Source organism: Nitrospira sp. T9, from assembly GCF_052156535.1.
Lineage (GTDB): Bacteria > Nitrospirota > Nitrospiria > Nitrospirales > UBA8639 > Nitrospira_E.
In genome coordinates, this window is record NZ_JBQKUP010000039.1 from 21,571 (window position 1) to 36,368 (window position 14,798).

The following is a 14,798-nucleotide window of genomic DNA, read 5'->3' on the forward strand; positions in this document are numbered from 1 at the left end:
TTGGTGAAAAAAGAACGGTATGAGAAGAAGATGGCAGCTAGTTGCTGAAAGTGGGGGTATAACCGACGAGCAGAATATGATCTTCCGAGAAGGCAGGTACCTGGCACCTCCGGATTTGCATGGCGCCAAACGTATCCTCATTGCCGCCGCTCTCACCTATGTTGCCTCCTCACTCTTCAGCCTGGTGAACATGTGGCGATGGGTTCGATTGATCCGGCGCTAAGTGTATGGGGGCAAGTTCTATAAATCCGGGGCCGACAAGCCGATCGAAAAATGGACAGTCTTCTTTCCGACGTCAGGCCTCATTGTTCGCTGATGCACGTGCCAAGTTCTCTGAATGTGCTTCGCACCATTTTTGAAATTAACAGCCGAGCAGGACTGGAATTTCTTCCATGAACGGACGATTGGGCTGCCTTCCGATTTTCCTGTTTCTGCTGCTCCTCTTCCTGCTTCCACTCGTGTTTGCCCAATTCATGGGCCTTGCCCTGGTCAAGCTACGATTGGACCCCTCTGCCGAAATTAGAAACTGAGTAAATACAAATAGAGGTGGTAATGCGTGGACGGAAATTAAAACTGAGAAGCAGGAGGAAGACGGTATCCGCATGCGGGCCCCTCGTTTTCCTTGAAAACAAAAGAGCAATGGAATTTAAAGCCCTGGCCCCCAGTCTCTTATGACGGATAAGATGAATTGAGCCTCATAAATTGTCCCTGGTTCTGATAAGCAAGCATTCATATTTAATGTTGTTGAAAATTTTGAACGATGGAGATTGATCAGCCCTCTGGACTCAGCAAGCCTGCCGACACTCACTTGCCTGAGACACCCGTGTCTCCGGAGTTGTGGACCATTGGCCATTCGACGCGACCTATTGAGGAATTTATCGGGCTTCTTCAATCACATGGCATTCAACTGCTGGTCGACGTCAGAACGATTCCGTTTTCACGGCGCAATCCGCAGTTCCACCAGGAGACTCTTGCCCAGAGTCTTCGTCAAGCCGGACTACAGTATCGGCACATGCCGGAGTTGGGTGGTCGTAGAAAAACACGGCCGGATTCGGTGAATGTGGGATGGAGGAATGAGGGTTTCCGAGGTTACGCGGATTATATGCAAACTCAAGCGTTTTGGAATGGGTTGGAGGAACTGGTGGATATCGGACAACAGTCGCCGTCAGCCGTGATGTGCGCGGAAGCGGTTCCCTGGCACTGCCACCGGATGCTCATAGCAGATGCCATGGTCATCCGTGGGTGGACCGTACACCACATCATCTCGGCCAGTTCTCTCAAAACGCATACCCTCACGCCCTTTGCCAAATCTGACGCAGGTCGCCTTACTTACCCCTCCGAAGGCTCCTCGGATTCAACTCTCCGAATCTTCTAACGGGAAGGCTGAAGTTTCTGACCTACATTTTGCCGGCCTCAGGTATATCGCGTATTTACACCCTTCGTACCCTGGCATCTTCAAAATGAACAGGCATCATGTTCTGGTGAGACGGATCCCTTAGTACATATGAGTTTTTAATATTTACAGGCGGGGGACTTTACAGATTGAGGGATGACCCTGCCCTGCTGATAAGCGTTTTTTTGAAGGCCCAAGCACGCTGACCCCCGGGCACCTGTGTCCCTGATGATTGTTCAGGGGCACAGGTATAGAGGGAGGAAACTCCAAATAGGATTTAAAAATGATAGTTGAGACCAATTGTGACCATATGACCCTCGTCATGAAAAGAAACCGAATTTCCATTTTGATCTTTTGAATGAATTCGCTCCAACCACACCCACCGATAAGACCCGTCGATTGACCAGTTCTGGTTCACCATAAGTTGCAGACCGGCACCACCATGAAGACCAAATCGTTGTTGTGCATCACTATAGTTATTGGGCCCATCCACATCGGTGTAATACCAGCCCCCGCCCCCGATCAGATACGGACTCAACCGCTTACCCGGAAGTAGATAGACGAGACCGGACAACTGTAGTGGAAAAGTCTTGGCCGTGGTAGAACCATAATCATTTTTTCGATAATCCATCGATCCTTCAAGAGCAAATACGTCATTTAAATACCATCGGGCCTGGGACCCCCCATACCAACTGTCATCTCCGCCAATGGGATCGTAATACATGGCCCGACCACCAATGGAAAAATCGCCTTTGCTGATTTTCTGGAAAAAAATGCTTTCGGCTGCCGCTACTGGACTATGAACCATGCTGAACCCGATGACGAGGGCGGAAACTGTTCCGAGCCACGAAAACTTTTTTAAACCTTTTCCCGACACTTTCATGAGGACTCCTTTCCTATGACCTTCACCATCTATTTTAATAGAAGAGATTTGATCCGATGGTGGTAAAGATTCAAATCTCAAAACAGCTCTTTTTCGATTAATTCAGTGATTATTTTCGCAAGATTTCTCATGTCACCAAGGGGTGAAAAACCTTTCCCTTTATGGTTTTTTTTCGTTGCCGGTCCGGTGTGTGGATATCATATTTCTTCTTTTCGAAAATGAGAGTTGTTGCACACATTTTTCGTCATTGAATGTTTTAACTTTGCGATTATGATCTGATTAGTAACCTGACATAATTGTTAAAAACCCTGGACGCCTGACTGAAAATATTTTTGTTTTTGGGTTTAGTTTCGGGATGGCGGGGAAGAGTTTCTTAGGGATTTGAGAGAGGGGGGATCACTTGCTTCACGGTAGAAGTTTAATAGACCAGCAAGTGCAGATATTGAAGACTGTTCTGCATCCTCCTTAAGGCTTTCTCAGGCTGTTATCTTGAGGCAAGGGTGAAAGATCTGCCCACGGGCGGCCTTCACTGCTGAGCGAGATCCTTTGTTTCACTCTGGATACATTATTCTCCAGTGCGGGGGTCTATCACCGGCCAACTGTATGTATTGGCAATCTGAATAGGGGCCGACGGGAATGAATTGGTGGTTGAATAAATGGGTTCCTTACCTTCTGCTTTTGTCTATTGGCGACGAAGGAACTGGCAGGTAGAGAAAGGAATTGATGGAAATCTTTCATTCAAATCCATCATGCTTTTTCTTTCTTCATTCACACTGAGAATGGGTGAATAAAATTATCTCAAATTTCATTCTCCGTTTGAGTGTTTTTCTGTTCATAAAGCCTTCATACGCAAAGGAAAGCTGGTCACGATGTTTATCGAAATATTTGCGCGGTGTACGTGAGATGTCATGCTGGAAATAATTTATCCCGTTCTTATCTTCCTGGCTTTACTGATTATGACGGCAACCCTTTTGCCGCTTCTTCGGGTTGATGAGTGGTGGGTGCGTATCTTCGATTTCCCACGCCTTCAGATATTGACAATTGGGGTGGCCCTCGCCGTGGCCCTGGCTTACTCGATTTTCTATTCAGCGCATGCGTTTTGGAAATGGGTGCTCATCGGACTTATCGCATGTCTCGTCTATCAGGGATACCGGATGTTTCCTTACACGCGATTGGCTCCCAAGCAGGCGTTAGATTCTCTCAATTCCTCTAATGAAGGTCTTTTGAGTATTTTGACAGCCAACATCTACAAGAATAATCGAAACGCATCAGGATTTTTAAACGTCGTCTCGACCGCCTCTCCCGACGTCGTGCTCGTTATTGAACCCGATCAGTGGTGGGAACGACAGCTCAGCGGACTTGAAGCCTCCTATCCCCATACCATCAAACAACCCTTGGGGAATACATACGGGATGCTGCTTTATTCACGATTGAAATTGCGAAACTCTGATATTCGTTTACTGGTTGAAGACCACCTTCCATCCTTTTTTACAGAAATTGAGTTGCGGTCGGGAAGGATTATTGAACTTTATGGACTCCATCCTCGTCCTCCGAGATTTGGACAGGATACGGATGAGCGGGATGCGGAAATTTTAATTGTTGGCCGGGAGGTCGCACGCGCCAAAAAACCCGTTGTGGTTACCGGAGACTTAAATGATGTGGCCTGGTCCTATACGACAACGTTATTTCAGAAGATTAGCGGAATGGTCGATCCTCGTATCGGCCGGGGGTTTTTCAATACGTACCATGCCAAGTATCCGATCTTTCGCTTCCCCGTTGATCATATTTTTCACTCTCCCGCATTTCGTTTGGTTGAGATGAAGAGATTGCTGCCCATCGGGTCTGATCATTTTCCAATATTGGCGGTTTTATCGTATGAACCGGAAGATCGAAACGGTCCCCGAGCTCCTGAGGCAGATTCAGATGATCGTCAAGAAGTCGATGAAATATTCAACAAGGTACAAAAACATAATGACCTCCACACACCTGTGCCCCTGACGGAACGCCAGGGGCACAAAGTCGTTGGATGGCTCTGAAATTCCGGTTTCGTGTTAATTCTTTCGGGACATCGCTTTGGGCTTAATCGCTAATTTATTGACGACCTTCTGGACACCATCCGTCTTTTTTGCGATTTCCACGGCCCTATCGATCTGATTTTGTGTTTCAACAAATCCACTTAACATGACAGTGTTTCGGTGCGTATCAACCTCAATTTCAAACGCATCCACCAGGTCATCGGCAATCAATGATGACTTGACCGATGACGTGATCACGGCATCGTCAACCGTGGTTCCCACAGTCCGCCCATGTGGATCGCTGGCACATGCTGAAAAAGCAAATGCACATGCCACACTCAACACGACTAACATGGCTTTGGATCTCAGTTTGTTTGTGAAGGTGGTGGTCATAACAATTCTCCCTTTTTGAAATGAATGTTTTTGGGCACAGCCTTGAGGACATTCAACAATAGACTGAGTCAGTATGCTTCAAAGAGGGGAGAAGCAGAATTGATAAAAACCCTTGATTATTGACTTGAAGTGCCTGGATTTTTGGGCGAGGTCGTCAGGGCAGAAAGAATTACGGTGAGGAGGCCTGAGAAAAGGTTTGGATAGCAAATAGGAAGTGGGTATTAACAGGTCTAACGGATTTTAAAGGACGTAATTAAAGATCGGTTTGTTTAATCTTCTTCGGCTTTTATCTGATCGAGGAGAGTTTCAACGGGAGTCGTGAGGTTTTTGCTGCGGTTGCAGGCCTGACAGGCCGGGACGACGTTGCCTCTCGTACTTTTTCCTTTCCTGGCCAATGGCACCACATGGTCCATGGTCAGATTTTCCGGTCCCACCTGCTGATGACAAAAGTGACACTCGCCTTTTTGGATCTGGGCCTTCCACCAGGGAGTCTTCCGTAACTTTTTCCCGTTTTCGCGCTCAATCCGTATATGCCGCCTGATCGCGTCATCGTCACCGAGTGAGTAGAACGATTCTGGTTGGGTCATAAAGAAAGGTGGCCTCTGTTTACAATACTTTATGCGGACTGGTGACCTTTGAAGTCATAAGCCGGATTAAACTGCTTTGAAAGATTGTAACGCTTGGGGCGAACCCATTTAAACCCAGAGTATCCCTTACAATCTCCAATCTCCCTTTTTCCAAAACGTGAGCGTTCAGTGAATGGAGGCGGTCTTTAGGGTTTGTCATTCTGAGTGGAACGAAGAATCTCGCTGAGCTGTGCCTTTATCGTCCTGGGAACAGATCCTTCGCGAGGCCTCAGGATGACAAAGAAGATGATGGTTCTGGCGTCTTTAAATGCTCGTGCAGGTTTGATCTAAAAAAAGGGATTATTAGATTTAATCCAGCGCGAGAGTCAGGCATTTGGCGGAGCCACCGGCCTTGAGGAATTCATCCAGTTCCACGGGGTGGGTGGTGTAGCCCTGTTTGTGTAGCCACGCCAACGTTTCCGGGCATCCGGTCGGCAGCACGACGTGGCGGTCGATACACACCGCATTGCAAGCGAACCTGTCGCCTTCCCGGGATGGAACGGCAAACCGTTTTTTCTGTTCTATGCGAGAGGCCAGGACGGTTTGGGCGTACGAATCGAAACAGGGTGGGAAGTAGAGGAGCTCTCCTCCACTGAGGGGACAAAAGCAGGTATCCAGATGATAAAACCGTTGATCCACCAGTTCCACAGGCATGATTTCTTTTTGGAAAATTTCCGACAATTGGACATAAGCGCGGATATCACTTCGTTGGCGGTAGCCGCCGATCCAGAAATCCGGAAATCCCAATAAGTCCCCGGCACCTTCAAAGTTTATCCCGGGGTCAAGGTTGATGACTTCATAGCCCTTCCTGGTAAACCAATCAATGAAATATCGTTCCTCACCCTGCCGTTCCGGATGGCGGAATTGACTGGGTACAGCCTTGCCGTCGTGGATGACACCCGCATTGGCGGTAAATACCAGATCTGGTAGTTTTGGTACCGGTTCCATAAATTCGAGTTTGGCTCCAACCTCGTTCTCCAGTACCTGAGTCAGCGTTTTCCATTGGGTCCTGGCGCGTTCTCCATTGGATTGATTGGACACCCTCATCCATGGATTAATTTCATATTCGATACCGAAATAATCCGGCGGGCACATCAATAAACGACTCATAATATTAATATCCTGTTATCCTTTCCAGCCAAGTTCACGGGCCAGTTCCCATAAAAAAGAAGAAGAATCCATCACCAGCCCGACGGCTTGAAAGCTTCCACGGTCACTCAGTTTTGTGGGAACGGCGGGATTGATATCGACGCAGACGGTAGGTGCCGACGCCGGTAGCAAATTTCCAGTCGCCACGGCATGCAGGGTGGAGGCCACCAGCAAGGCCAACCCCACGCCGGGAATGGCCGCGCGCATGGCTTCCTGGGCTTTAATGGAATCGGTGATGACGTCCGGCAAAGGGCCGTCGTCGCGAATCGTCCCGGCCAATACCATCTGGACGCCCCGTCGCACGCATGCCGCCATGATCCCTTCTTTGATGAGACCGCCTTTGACGGCTTGTTGAATGCTTCCCAGGGCCCGGACACGATTGATGGTGCGAAGATGATGCTCATGTCCATGGGGCACCGAACGGCCAATCCCCAAATTATATCCCAGTGACGTTCCGTACAGACTGGCTTCCATGTCATGAGCGGCCAGGGCATTTCCGCAAAAGAGCACATGGATGTATCCCCCTTCGATGATCCATGCCAGGGCTGCCCGTCCTCCCGCGTGGATGATGGCCGGACCACCGGCAAACAACACCTTCTCTGACCATTTGCCATCTTTTCGTTGTTGGTGGATTGCCCTCATTCGCTTGGCCACATCGGCAATGATATGACGGTGAGGACGTTCAGAAGAAACCTGGGCTTCCATGAACCCGAACACATCGCGTTCCTTTGGACGTTCCAGCGGGAATACTCGAACCCCTTTCCGTCCCGTGATGACCAGGTCGCCATTTTTTACCGAGCCCATGGAAACCATTTGCGCGGAAGGGGGGGAGGTCTTCAGCCTGATGGCTAAATCCATTTCGGGTTGCGGAACATCGATCCAATTTCCTTGCCACCGGATTTGAGTGGCCAGATGAGAGGTCGCGTAAAAATCCTCCGGTAAAATTCCATCAGCCGGGGCTGGCTCAACCGTGCAGTCTTCCTCGGTCTCAACTACTGCCCCGTGGGGTTGGATAGTTTTCAGGATTTCCTGTAGTAACTCCATTGTGGGAGCTTCAATCAGGATGGTGGCATGAGAAGTGTCTTCCCGTCGGGTTCCCACCGTGACTTCCGAGAGGGTAAAGGTCCCTCCCAACATGACAATGTCATCCAGGACCTTTGCGAGGATCAGTGAATCAATAATATGCCCTTGGATGGTGACGGTTTGAACGATCATATTTTTATTTTACCATGAAATTCTGTAAAGACTTGATGGAAAAATCGCCTGGGGGTTATGGCTTCGCGCAACGGCGAAGAGGTGTTTGGAATAGTGTTTGCTCATGATGCCATGGCCTATTCGGTCAGAATTTGTGAAGGAAACGGGAGAAGAATCATTCTCATGTGTTTCCTGACGGTGCTATACTAGGACCATCCATCATTTTCCTGGGGGAACCAAATTTGAACCAGTATCTTTTTCCTGTTCTATTCAGCATTGGACTCGTATGGGGTTGTGGGGGGCAGGCCCTACAGGCGACGGCATGGGCTTCCCCCGGCACGGATGTCTTTCAAGCCTTCACTCAACACATCGGTGCTCAAATCGGAAAAGATAAACAGAAATTTGCGATTGCCGATTCCTGTACGGCTTATTTTTATCAACTTTGGAACAAAAAAGCCCGGCCAGAGGTTGAGCGCATTCATTTCTCCCCTCTCCTAAGGACAGAGCTTGATCTCGATTGTGTGAGGCTCTTTCCCGAGGGGTTGGAACAGGCCCGGGAAGCCTTTGGGAATTCGCAACAACTTCTTTCCCTTAGCCTGACGTTTTATCAAATGGCTTTAGTGGGGGACGGAGACGATAATCAGGAATATAGTGCACACGAGATCCACGATCTGTTGGAAGCCTTCGGGTTACCGTACCTTGATGGACTTCCCGAAGGAGGGTATGTCATCGCCCTGACGGGCCTGTTCGATACTATTCGTCGGGATGTTCAATTCAAATTCCTGATGGAGGGGATGCAAATGTTGATGAACAAAGGTTATCGCTTTTCCGAAGCCGATCAACAGGCATTGAATCAGGAGCTTAATTGATAGCTGTGCCGGGTGAATGAAGCCCCTATCGTATTCGTTCCAACGCTTCTCGGGACCGGCTGCGTACCGTCTGGTCCCAGTCTTCTTTCATCTTTTCTTCCAGTTTCGCCTTCGCATCTTGAGCCCGCATGCGGCCCAGGGCCAATGCGGCACAGGCTCGCACATGGGCATGGTCATCTTCCAACGCACGAATCAACAACGGGATCGAGGCTTGATGTTTCAAGACCCCCAGGTAACTGGCTGACATTCCTCGTATGCGATGTTGTTTGTCACCGAGTGCCGTCTTCAATGTCCAAATAAAGAGCTCCGCCATCGGTTCGGTGACGGTCTCCAATCCTTCGGCTTCAAATTGGTTCACTTCAATCAGGGTAAAGGCCAGATCCCGCCGTTTTTGGGCTGAAGGTTCTTTTTGAAAGCGTTGCAGGAGCCGATCACGAAGCTGAAGACGTTCTTTGCGAGCGCGCCATTTTTTTGTGCTAACCCATACGCCTATCCCTAAGACAAGAACGCCTCCGAGTATAGGGAGGATCTCATCGGTAATGTAATCCTGAGTGTCAAAGGTCAGATGATTCCATATCCATATGCCTGCTACGATCAGGCCCAGCCCTAACAGGCCGATAAACGGGTTGATGGAACGGGTTGTTTCGGGTTGTGTTGCCATAGGAGGTGTGGTTACCAGAGAGTATTTATTTTCCGGCAGGGTATAACAATGAAGCTCACCATACTAGGTTCAGGAACCAATATTCATCCTACCCGCGCTGCGGCCGGGTATGTATTCGAGACGGACCGGCCTATTCTACTGGATTTTGGTCCAAGAACGCTCTCAAATTTATTACAAACCGGCATCGATCGCCATACGATTCAACACCTACTCTTTACCCATTACCATGCGGACCATTTTTCCGATTTTATTCCATTTTTCTTTGATGCCGTGTGCCATTCAAAGTTTGCGCAGGTTCGACCGGACCTCACGATTTATGGTCCGCCTGGGACTCAACGACTCTTTCGGACCATTTTCCGGACATTCCCCAATTTTTCGGGTCCACCCTTTCGGGTGACCCTCAAAGAGGTCCATGATCGACCGTTTGTGATCGGCCGCACACAAATTACGCCGTTGCCCATGATCCATTCTGATCAACAGCTCTGTCTTGGTTATCGTCTTGAGTATCAGGGCCGGTCAGCAACATTTTCGGGAGATGCGATGGCCTCACCGAATCTGGTTCGCTTATGTCAGGATGCTGATTTGGCGGTCTTGGACTGCTCTTTTTCGTCGCATCAACCAGGTGGATCCCATATGCATGCTGAAGAATGCGGAAAAGTCGCAGAAGAAGCCAATATCAAAAAACTTGTTCTTTCGCATTTTTATGAGACGGCCGATCGGTCGAATGTCGTAGCTCAAGCCCGCCGATTTTTCTCAGGACCAGTCATCAAAGGCAAAGATCTTCAAACCTTGCAAGTGGGGAGAGCATTGTCAAAATAGTGTGGGCTAATGAAGCGCATCTGACCGAGGACCTGACCCCCTATTTTTTTTACAATTGCCAGAACCTACACTTGAAAGCCTCCAATAATTTGCCGCCTGCAAGTCAGTCAACCGAGCTGACGCCGGACCTTGCTGAACCATGCGAGTTGGGCCCACCATCCCTTGCCAGCGTCAGAACGATTCTATGAGCCGACTTGGGCTGAAATGGTTTGGGACCTTTTGCCGAAACAAAAGGGCCTCATGAACTGGACTCCTAGCTTGAATCGTAGGTTAACTATGGGTAGGATAATATCATGTTAGATTGGTCATCGTGTGCAGTAGTTGAACGTGATCCTCAACGTGTGAGTGGAGCGTGGGTGTTTCGTGGCACCCGTGTCCCAGTCGCTGCACTATTTGAGAATCTAGAAGACGGGATAGAGATCAGGGAATTTATCGCCTTGTTTCCTGGTGTTACTCTTGAGCAGGTTCGCCTGGTTCTGGATCATGCTGCCAAAAGTCTCACTTCTCCCCAAGTTGTCTGAGTGCGAATCCTTTTCGATCAAGGGACCCCTGTCCCTCTGCGCAGATTCTTAAACACGCATCAAGTAGAAACCGTTTTTGAGCGCGGTTGGAGTATGTTAAAAAACGGAGAATTGTTAACAAGAGGTGAGGAAGAAGGCTTTGAAGTGTTCGTCACGACCGACAAAAATCTCTCTAAGCAACAAAACCTCTCTAGTCGGAAAATGGCTATTGTTGTATTATCTTCAACCAGTTGGCCTCGAATTCAAGCAGCCGTAGAATCTATTAATCAGGCTATCGAGACCATCCTGCCTGGAAGTTTGCGCGAAGTACGCATCCCATAAAGATAACGAATGCGTCATTGGCGCGATTGGTCCAAGGTTGTGGCTCAACCCCGACGATTTTTCGATCCATCATCAAAGCCAAAGAACTTCAAACCTTGCAAAGTCGGGAAAGCTTCCCAGGTTGTCTAGATTTGAAGACAATCCTATGCCCCACCGCCTGCATGTCGGCCAATCGGTCTGACGCTCAAACCAATGGCGGACCTTGTCTGAGCCATGCGAGCTGGGCCGCCCCTCCCTTGCCAGCGTCAGAACGAATCCATGTGCCGACTTGGGTGGAAATGGTTTTGGGTCCTTTTGCCGAAACAAAAGGCCTGTCCTGGGTAACGCCGAAGGAACCTTGGCCGCCGGGCCGAAAGCCGGCCCTTCCAAGTACCAAGGTCAAGCATTAAAACATGAAGTAGTAGAAAATTGTGAGGCTAATAAGACTCTCGACAACAGATTTGAATCCGTTAGGAAGCTAATGTACCAAACGGATATGGCCGGTTGGGGCTAGAGCGAAGGATCCTCATCTTCCGAAGATTCCTGCAGGATTTGAAGCAGGGTCTCTACCCGCTTCGTTATGGGATTCTGTTGCTCCCGTTCATAAATACTCAACAGGTTTCGGAGCATGCGGGCAAGAATCAGCCGTGTCGGACTCTTTTCCAAAAACTCAGGAGAATAGTCCAAGCCGGATGCTGTAATAAATTGCTCACAGTCTTGTTCCCGTAAAAATGCCCCACCGTTAAAGCAATCCACAAATTGCGGAATCGGCTCTCCTTCAATCTTCACCAGGAAATGTCCCGGCATTCCGACCCCGGAGAGGGGCAAATTCAAACGGTTTCCCACAAATACGTAGATGGCCGAGAGAGAGATGGGAATCCCCTGCCGGGATTCGATGACCCGATGCAGGTAGCTATTGTCTGGGTCATGGTAATGGATGCGGTTGCCGGAAAATCCCTTGTCTTTAAAGAGGAACGCGCTGAGGAGTCGGGCGACTTTCCCCGGCGCAGAACCTTCGGAATGCCATTTTTTTCGAAATTCTTCTGTGAGCTGATCGAGGCACTGCTGATAATGGGGAATATCGACATCCGGGTAGGCGATCTTGGCGATGAGGAAGGCCCCCTGTTCCCAATCCATCTGCCGGGAGCAATGGGTAACGAACGTGCTGAATTCCTCTTTGAGTTGCTCAAAAAGAATTTCATCTTTGACAAAAGCGACCCGGGATTCCAATGCCGTATCATCTGCGCCGGCTTTTTCCAGAAACGGTAAGGCTGAGGGCCCGATACGGACGAATTCGTGCTGTATCGTCTTGGCGACTTGTTCGTTGGGGTCGGACAGCAAACGAAGCAAAGCCTGAATTTTTGTCTCCGAAGGTGAGTGCAAGAAAGTTCGTCCCGGGTAAATACGACAACGCCTCCCCAAAGAAAAAGAGGCGTCCCATCGAAGAGTTTATAATGTGGTAAAACGGCTGTTAGCCGACCGAGCGCCTGAACGCGCGGGCACCCCCATAGAGACACAGGGCGTCGAAGACGGCGAGAACTCCAAGGGCGATAGCGACCTGAGGAAGCGCCTCGCTCCAACCGGTAAGAATCAACGGCCGAATAGCATCAATGACCCAGGTCATCGGATTAAAAAATGCCAGTGATTTCATCCAACCCGGCATTGCCGCTAATGGTACGAGCGCGGAACTGAGAAAGATCATCGGGAGCGAGAGGAAGCCCAACACCGAGAAGAAATCTCCATGACTTTTCACGGAAAACGCCATGGCCATGGAAATGGCGGTGAGTCCGACACCAAATAGCATGCCGATCACCAGAATGAGGGCGATCCCTAATATCCCCGTTTCCGCACTCACCCCGAATAAAAAGGCCACGCCCAGAATAACCAGAATTTGCATGGCGGTGATGGCCATCACAAATAAAAATCGGCTAAGGATTACGGACGATCGTCTGATAGGGGTTGCCATTAGTCGTTCCAGGAACCCGTTTTCTTTATCAAACAGTAAGTCGACGCCACCGGCCAGCCCGTTATTGAGAACGGTCATCACGACAACACCGGCTGCAAGAAAACTCATGTAATTCGGGGCTTGGACGACCTGTATATCGGCTGCTCGCTGAAACAGGTTGCCGAAAAAGATGAGCCAAAACAGCATGGGCTGTATCAGCGTGAACAACATACTGAACTTTTCCCGGCTCAATCGCTTGACCCATCGATTGGTCAGGGCAAGTACCTCTTGAATTTGCTCATTCATGGAGAAACCTTTCCAGAACAGTGAAAAACTACAGGATAAGATCTTAGGTCGTGGGTTCAGAGGGTTGGTCTTTGAGGGACCGGCCTGTGTGAGCCACAAACACGTCGTCCAGCCTCGGCCGATGATATTCGATTCCATCGAGGAGACATCCTACTCGATTTGTGGCCTCGAGAATAGCAGGCAATGCCTTCTCGGGAGCATCGACGCGGATATCAAGCCCTTGTGGAGTGGGACGAATGGCACGTATGAAGGGCAAGGCTTTTAAGGCGGTTGAGAGGGTTTCGAGAACCTGAGGCTGCGGGTCTCCAAGAGTGAGCCAGACGCCATCGCCACCCAAACTGGCCTTTAAGTCCTTTGGAGAGCCAATGGCGCGGATTTCGCCGCGGTCAATGATAGCAATTCGATCACAAAGCTGGTCGGCTTCATCCAGGTAATTGGTGGTCATGACGATGGTCATGCCCTGCTCGCGCAATTTCCGCAGGTATTGCCAGATATTAAGGCGGCTTTGAACGTCAAGTCCGAGTGTGGGTTCGTCCAAAAAGAGTACCTTGGGATTGGGCAATAAACCGCAGGCAATATCCAATTTGCGTTTCATCCCACCGGAATATCCTTTGGCCACGCGATCGGCATGTTCTTCCAGATCGACCAGCTTCAGGAGCGATGCAATTCTGGTGAGGGCTTCATTTTTTGGGAGATGATAGAGATCCGCAAGCAACAGCAGATGCTCCCGACCGGTAAGAAAGCGGTCGATAGCCCGTTCTTGCGGAACGTAGCCGATCATCCGTCGAATGGTATCGGCTTCTTTGGCGACATCATGCCCGAAAATGGTTGCGGTTCCGGATGTGGGACTGAGGGTCGTAATTAAAATTCGAAGCGTGGTACTCTTCCCTGCCCCATTGGGTCCCAGGAGGCCAAAAATTTCTCCTTGCATGACGGAGAGGGAAAGATTCTTCACCGCGGTCACGGTGTCGTAGGTTTTCCCCAGCCCTTTAACCTCAATGGCAACGGCATCAGACATGGTGTGTTATCCTTGTGCCGTTCGAAGATCGGCAAGTTTAAAGCGGATGAGATCAATCAGGCGGCGAGCTTGCTGGATGAGATGGCCGGATTCAAGTAAAAATTGTTTTTCCACTGGTGACAAATCAAGACCGGCTGAAAGGTTATGAACCAGAATGGAATCCGTGAGTTTGCCAGAAGCGATCACCTGACACAACTCATGAGCCTTTTTCCAGGTCAAATATTCTTGGGTAATTTGCTCCAGATTGATGCGGGTTTCGATGTCCAGGGAGGGTGCGCCCTTTTGCGCATTCGGAATAATTCGTGCTTGGCGGTAGGGCGTTGAGACCTCTTGCTCTTCAAAGGTGCATCGCTGAAGGCCTTGCAACACAATATTAAACCGACCGTCAGCCAGTTTGTGTGAGCTGATAATTCGCCCCACACATCCGATGGGATAAATCGGCGGATCCGCTACATACTCGTCTTCCCAACCGTCCTTGAGCAAGACCATGCCAATGCAATCTCCCTGACCGGATGCGTTATGCACCATTTCCCGGTAACGGGGTTCAAAGATGTGTAGTGGCAAATAGGTTTCAGGGAAAAATACGACGTTGGGCAGTGGAAAAATTGGCACGCTGTCCGGTATCGGAAATTTGCCGAATTCGGCTGATGGAAAATCTGAAGGCATAGGGTACGATAGCGGAGAATTTTCGGGAAAGTCAACGTAA

Annotated in this window: 17 protein-coding genes; 7 read left to right on the plus strand and 10 right to left on the minus strand. The window is 49.5% G+C overall.

The features are described 5' to 3' along the window. Window positions 1–76 precede the first annotated feature (76 nt). Together ACTRXD_RS16040 and ACTRXD_RS16045 are read left to right on the plus strand one after the other, a co-directional pair. Window positions 77–223, plus strand: a complete 147-nt coding sequence (locus tag ACTRXD_RS16040) for a zinc metallopeptidase (protein WP_442432801.1) — start codon at window positions 77–79, stop codon at window positions 221–223. 537 nt (window positions 224–760) lie between these two features. Continuing rightward, window positions 761–1,375: a DUF488 domain-containing protein gene (locus tag ACTRXD_RS16045; RefSeq protein WP_442432802.1), complete on the plus strand. Its 615-nt coding sequence runs from the start codon at window positions 761–763 to the stop codon at window positions 1,373–1,375. Window positions 1,376–1,670: 295 nt separating this feature from the next. On the opposite strand, the gene ACTRXD_RS16050 is transcribed toward ACTRXD_RS16045, so the two are convergent. Beyond that, window positions 1,671–2,276: an outer membrane protein gene (locus tag ACTRXD_RS16050; RefSeq protein WP_442432803.1), complete on the minus strand. Its 606-nt coding sequence runs from the start codon at window positions 2,274–2,276 to the stop codon at window positions 1,671–1,673. A gap of 908 nt (window positions 2,277–3,184) precedes the next feature. On the opposite strand from ACTRXD_RS16050, the gene ACTRXD_RS16055 reads away from it, so the two are divergent. Continuing rightward, complete coding sequence (locus tag ACTRXD_RS16055; RefSeq protein ID WP_442432804.1) at window positions 3,185–4,312, plus strand: endonuclease/exonuclease/phosphatase family protein; 1,128 nt, start codon at window positions 3,185–3,187, stop codon at window positions 4,310–4,312. Window positions 4,313–4,327: 15 nt separating this feature from the next. Here ACTRXD_RS16055 and ACTRXD_RS16060 read toward each other — a convergent pair whose 3' ends face one another. The 4 genes from ACTRXD_RS16060 to ACTRXD_RS16075 all read right to left on the minus strand — a co-directional run bounded on the left by ACTRXD_RS16060 (window position 4,328) and on the right by ACTRXD_RS16075 (window position 7,674). After that, a complete protein-coding gene (locus tag ACTRXD_RS16060) occupies window positions 4,328–4,684 on the minus strand; it encodes a BON domain-containing protein (RefSeq protein WP_442432805.1) in 357 nt (118 codons plus the stop codon). 269 nt (window positions 4,685–4,953) lie between these two features. Further along, entirely contained in the window at window positions 4,954–5,271 is a 318-nt protein-coding gene (locus ACTRXD_RS16065) for an HNH endonuclease (RefSeq protein WP_442432806.1), read from the minus strand. Between the two features lie 348 nt (window positions 5,272–5,619). Beyond that, on the minus strand, window positions 5,620–6,420 hold the full coding sequence (locus ACTRXD_RS16070; RefSeq protein WP_442432807.1) for a dimethylarginine dimethylaminohydrolase family protein: 801 nt from the start codon (window positions 6,418–6,420) through the stop codon (window positions 5,620–5,622). Between the two features lie 15 nt (window positions 6,421–6,435). Further along, complete coding sequence (locus ACTRXD_RS16075; RefSeq protein WP_442432808.1) at window positions 6,436–7,674, minus strand: ornithine cyclodeaminase; 1,239 nt, start codon at window positions 7,672–7,674, stop codon at window positions 6,436–6,438. 221 nt (window positions 7,675–7,895) lie between these two features. Between ACTRXD_RS16075 and ACTRXD_RS16080 the strand changes: the two genes are divergently transcribed. Further along, window positions 7,896–8,522, plus strand: a complete 627-nt coding sequence (locus ACTRXD_RS16080; RefSeq protein WP_442432809.1) for a hypothetical protein — start codon at window positions 7,896–7,898, stop codon at window positions 8,520–8,522. 25 nt (window positions 8,523–8,547) lie between these two features. On the opposite strand, the gene ACTRXD_RS16085 is transcribed toward ACTRXD_RS16080, so the two are convergent. Next, window positions 8,548–9,183, minus strand: a complete 636-nt coding sequence (locus ACTRXD_RS16085; protein ID WP_442432810.1) for a HEAT repeat domain-containing protein — start codon at window positions 9,181–9,183, stop codon at window positions 8,548–8,550. Window positions 9,184–9,231: 48 nt separating this feature from the next. Here ACTRXD_RS16085 and ACTRXD_RS16090 point away from each other — a divergent pair, with 48 nt between their 5' ends. From ACTRXD_RS16090 to ACTRXD_RS16100, 3 genes are all read left to right on the plus strand, one after another. Continuing rightward, entirely contained in the window at window positions 9,232–10,002 is a 771-nt protein-coding gene (locus ACTRXD_RS16090) for an MBL fold metallo-hydrolase (RefSeq protein WP_442432811.1), read from the plus strand. Between the two features lie 293 nt (window positions 10,003–10,295). Beyond that, window positions 10,296–10,523 (plus strand): DUF433 domain-containing protein, encoded by a 228-nt coding sequence (locus ACTRXD_RS16095; RefSeq protein ID WP_442432812.1) that lies wholly within the window; start codon window positions 10,296–10,298, stop codon window positions 10,521–10,523. A gap of 144 nt (window positions 10,524–10,667) precedes the next feature. Then, window positions 10,668–10,844, plus strand: coding sequence for a hypothetical protein (locus ACTRXD_RS16100; protein ID WP_442432813.1), 177 nt, complete (start codon window positions 10,668–10,670; stop codon window positions 10,842–10,844). 489 nt (window positions 10,845–11,333) lie between these two features. On the opposite strand, the gene ACTRXD_RS16105 is transcribed toward ACTRXD_RS16100, so the two are convergent. The 4 genes from ACTRXD_RS16105 to ACTRXD_RS16120 form a co-directional block, all read right to left on the minus strand. Further along, window positions 11,334–12,206 carry a SirB1 family protein gene (locus ACTRXD_RS16105; RefSeq protein WP_442432814.1) on the minus strand — a complete coding sequence of 291 codons (873 nt, stop codon included), beginning with the start codon at window positions 12,204–12,206 and terminating at the stop codon, window positions 11,334–11,336. 88 nt (window positions 12,207–12,294) lie between these two features. Continuing rightward, window positions 12,295–13,074, minus strand: a complete 780-nt coding sequence (locus ACTRXD_RS16110) for an ABC transporter permease (protein WP_312743339.1) — start codon at window positions 13,072–13,074, stop codon at window positions 12,295–12,297. Between the two features lie 43 nt (window positions 13,075–13,117). Continuing rightward, the gene (locus ACTRXD_RS16115; protein ID WP_442432815.1) at window positions 13,118–14,092 is read right to left on the minus strand and encodes an ATP-binding cassette domain-containing protein; all 975 of its coding nucleotides are present in this window, start codon (window positions 14,090–14,092) and stop codon (window positions 13,118–13,120) included. Between the two features lie 6 nt (window positions 14,093–14,098). Beyond that, entirely contained in the window at window positions 14,099–14,704 is a 606-nt protein-coding gene (locus ACTRXD_RS16120; RefSeq protein ID WP_442432816.1) for an LON peptidase substrate-binding domain-containing protein, read from the minus strand. Window positions 14,705–14,798 lie beyond the last annotated feature (94 nt).

Coding starts and splice junctions, on each gene's coding strand:
- ACTRXD_RS16040 (WP_442432801.1), top strand. CDS start 77: ATGATCTTCCGAGAAGGCAGGTACCTGGCACCTCCGGATTTGCATGGC.
- ACTRXD_RS16045 (WP_442432802.1), top strand. CDS start 761: ATGGAGATTGATCAGCCCTCTGGACTCAGCAAGCCTGCCGACACTCAC.
- ACTRXD_RS16050 (WP_442432803.1), bottom strand. CDS start 2,276: ATGAAAGTGTCGGGAAAAGGTTTAAAAAAGTTTTCGTGGCTCGGAACA.
- ACTRXD_RS16055 (WP_442432804.1), top strand. CDS start 3,185: ATGCTGGAAATAATTTATCCCGTTCTTATCTTCCTGGCTTTACTGATT.
- ACTRXD_RS16060 (WP_442432805.1), bottom strand. CDS start 4,684: ATGACCACCACCTTCACAAACAAACTGAGATCCAAAGCCATGTTAGTC.
- ACTRXD_RS16065 (WP_442432806.1), bottom strand. CDS start 5,271: ATGACCCAACCAGAATCGTTCTACTCACTCGGTGACGATGACGCGATC.
- ACTRXD_RS16070 (WP_442432807.1), bottom strand. CDS start 6,420: ATGAGTCGTTTATTGATGTGCCCGCCGGATTATTTCGGTATCGAATAT.
- ACTRXD_RS16075 (WP_442432808.1), bottom strand. CDS start 7,674: ATGATCGTTCAAACCGTCACCATCCAAGGGCATATTATTGATTCACTG.
- ACTRXD_RS16085 (WP_442432810.1), bottom strand. CDS start 9,183: ATGGCAACACAACCCGAAACAACCCGTTCCATCAACCCGTTTATCGGC.
- ACTRXD_RS16090 (WP_442432811.1), top strand. CDS start 9,232: ATGAAGCTCACCATACTAGGTTCAGGAACCAATATTCATCCTACCCGC.
- ACTRXD_RS16095 (WP_442432812.1), top strand. CDS start 10,296: ATGTTAGATTGGTCATCGTGTGCAGTAGTTGAACGTGATCCTCAACGT.
- ACTRXD_RS16110 (WP_312743339.1), bottom strand. CDS start 13,074: ATGAATGAGCAAATTCAAGAGGTACTTGCCCTGACCAATCGATGGGTC.
- ACTRXD_RS16115 (WP_442432815.1), bottom strand. CDS start 14,092: ATGTCTGATGCCGTTGCCATTGAGGTTAAAGGGCTGGGGAAAACCTAC.